Origin of the sequence: Pseudomonas emilianonis (genome assembly GCF_023072625.1) — a bacterium.
Taxonomy (GTDB): Bacteria; Pseudomonadota; Gammaproteobacteria; order Pseudomonadales; family Pseudomonadaceae; genus Aquipseudomonas; species Aquipseudomonas paraveronii.
Genome location: NZ_JAKNRV010000523.1, coordinates 1 through 2,741 on the forward strand (window position 1 = coordinate 1; position 2,741 = coordinate 2,741).

Genomic DNA, 2,741 nt, shown 5'->3' on the forward strand with positions numbered 1-2,741 from the left:
CCGCTGGAGGTTGAGCGTGGCGCCGACGCGCGCAAGCGCCGAGCCGCACGCCTGCTGACCAACGCCGAGGCGCGTGCGTTTCAGTTGTTCGGGCGCTAGTCGGGTGCGCCAGGATGTGTGTCCAGGTGGGCAGCCATGAACCTGCGAGGTGAACGGCAGGCGGATTTCGCCTATCAGGCGGTGTACCGCTACATGATCAACCTGATCAACGAAGTCAGCCTGGACATGCCCGTCAAACTGCCCTCTTTGCGCCAGTTATCGACGCGCTTGAACGTGTCGATCTCGACGATTCAATACGCGTACTCGCTGCTGGAAAAGGAAGGACGGGTGTATTCGGTAGCCAAATCGGGCTATTTCGCCTGGCCTGTGGCCGCCAATCCGCAGATGGCGGCGGGTGCCGATCTGCTGGAACGCTTGTACACGGCGGCGCGGCGGCCCGGAATGGTTGTACTCAGCGGTGATGAACCGGCGCTGCTGGGTGCGCTGGACGGCGCATTGCTGATGCTCGAACGCCAACTGGTACGCCGACACCCACGTCAGTTGCAACCCTGGTCGCAGCCTTGCGGCGTGTGGGAGCTGCGCACGGCGTTGGCGGCGCGTTACACCTCATCGCCGACCCGCTGCTGGCAGGCCGATGACGTCTATATCGGTGCTGATCTGCGCGGCGTATTGGAAATTCTCATTGATGTGCTGGGGCTCCGGGGCGCCACGGTGATGGTCGAGTCTCCCTGCGACTGGTTAATACTGCGCCTGTTGCAGGCTGTCGGCGTGCGCGTCATTGAGTTGCCCTGGCAGGGCGACGGCCGCCTGGATTTGGCGAGGTTCGAGCACCTGCTGCGCCATGAATCCGTCCACCTGGTGTTGCTGTCATCGCTGGTAGGCATGCCTTCGGGCAGCGCCATGCTCAACCATGAGCGCCTGCGGGTGGCACAGTTGCTGGAAGAATATGGCTGCTGGCTGCTGGAGAATGACACCTTTGGCGAGTTGGGCTTTGCGCAGAACCATACGGCGCTGCGCAACCTGGTCAGCCCGGAACGGCTGATCGTGTTCTCGTCGTTCGAAAAAGTACTCGGTCCGGAAGCGCCGTTCGGTTATGTGCTGTCACGCCACCTGAGCAGTGAACTGCAGCGCCAGTTTCTGCTGCGTTCATTTCGACTGTCGTCGATCCGCCAGCGTGCGATTGCCCACCTGTATCAAAGCGGGCGGCTGGATCAGCACCTGCAGACGCTGCGCCAGCGCCTGCGCGAGCAGGCCGAAGCCGTGAGCCAGCGCCTGGATCAGCGCCTGGCAGGGCGGGTGACTTACCGTATGCCGCTGGCCGGGGCGAGTTTCTGGCTGCACTCGTCGGCACCGGTGGACATGCGCCAGGTGTTCCAGCGCATGCTGGCGCAGCAGGTGGTGATTGCTCCAGGGGAGTTATTCAGCCTCAGTGGCCTGCATCATCAGCAGCTACGGTTGAGCCACGCGTTCAACGGGCACCCGAACCTGGACGCGGCATTGGATGCGCTGGCGCAAGCCTTGCTGCAGGCGCAGACCGCCTAGCGTGTTAAAAATCTCTTGTTGGCGTGGGATCGATAACATCGCGCGGTAGTCCAACTCTCAGTAAACTGTCATTTTTTCCGAATCCTTCTTTCCGAGGTTTATGCATGACAATCAGTCCTTTTGCGGGCAAACCGGCGCCAGCCCAGTTGCTGGTAGATATCCCGCGACTGGTCACGGCCTATTACACCGGCCAGCCTGATGCAGCAATCTCCACCCAGCGCGTCGCCTTTGGGACTTCCGGGCACCGTGGCAGCTCGTTCGAACTGAGCTTCAACGAATGGCATGTGCTTGCAATCAGCCAGGCCATTTGCCTGTACCGCGAAGCCCAAGGTATCGACGGGCCGTTGTTTGTCGGCCTCGACACCCATGCGTTGTCGACGCCCGCAGGGGCCAGCGCGCTGGAAGTGCTGGCGGCCAATGGTGTGCATGTGATGCTCGCCGAGGGCGATGAATACACGCCAACCCCGGCCATTTCCCACGCCATCATCTGCTATAACCGCGGTCGCACCAGCGGCCTGGCCGACGGCATTGTCATCACGCCGTCGCACAACCCGCCACAAAGCGGTGGCTACAAGTACAACCCGCCCAACGGCGGCCCGGCCGATACCCACGTCACCAAGTGGATCGAGGCCAAGGCCAACGAACTGCTGGCCAACCGACTGGCCGGGGTTAAGCGCATCACCCACGCCCAGGCGCTCAAGGCCGATACCACGCATCGCCATGATTACCTCAACAGCTACGTGGCCGACCTGGTCAATGTGATCGACATGGACGCGATTCGCAGCGCCGACCTGCGCCTGGGCGTCGATCCGCTGGGCGGAGCAGGGGTGCGCTACTGGTCGGCAATTGCCGAGCACTATCGTTTGAACCTGGACGTGGTCAACACCGAAGTCGATCCTACTTTCCGTTTCATGAGCGTCGACTGGGATGGTCAGATTCGCATGGACCCATCGTCCAGCTACGCGATGCAAGGGTTGATCGGCCTCAAGGAGCGTTTTGACGTGGCCTTCGCCTGCGACCCGGACCACGATCGCCACGGCATCGTCACCCCGTCCGGCGGCCTGTTGGCGCCGAACAATTACCTGACGGCCGTCACCCGCACGGACGATCGTTTGGTCGAGATCATCGATGTTGAAAAGGTGCTGACAGAAATATCGCCATCGTCCGAAGAAATATCCAGCGGCGTGATCGATCACGAC

Annotated in this window: 1 protein-coding gene and 1 pseudogene; both read left to right on the plus strand. The window is 61.8% G+C overall.

The genetic code is table 11. From position 1 onward, the window contains the following. Positions 1 to 135 precede the first annotated feature (135 nt). On the plus strand, positions 136 to 1,542 hold the full coding sequence (locus tag L9Z73_RS28720) for a PLP-dependent aminotransferase family protein (protein ID WP_247408189.1): 1,407 nt from the start codon (positions 136 to 138) through the stop codon (positions 1,540 to 1,542). Positions 1,543 to 1,646: 104 nt separating this feature from the next. Continuing rightward, positions 1,647 to 2,741 (plus strand): annotated as a pseudogene (locus L9Z73_RS28725) (hypothetical protein); the annotation flags it as partial.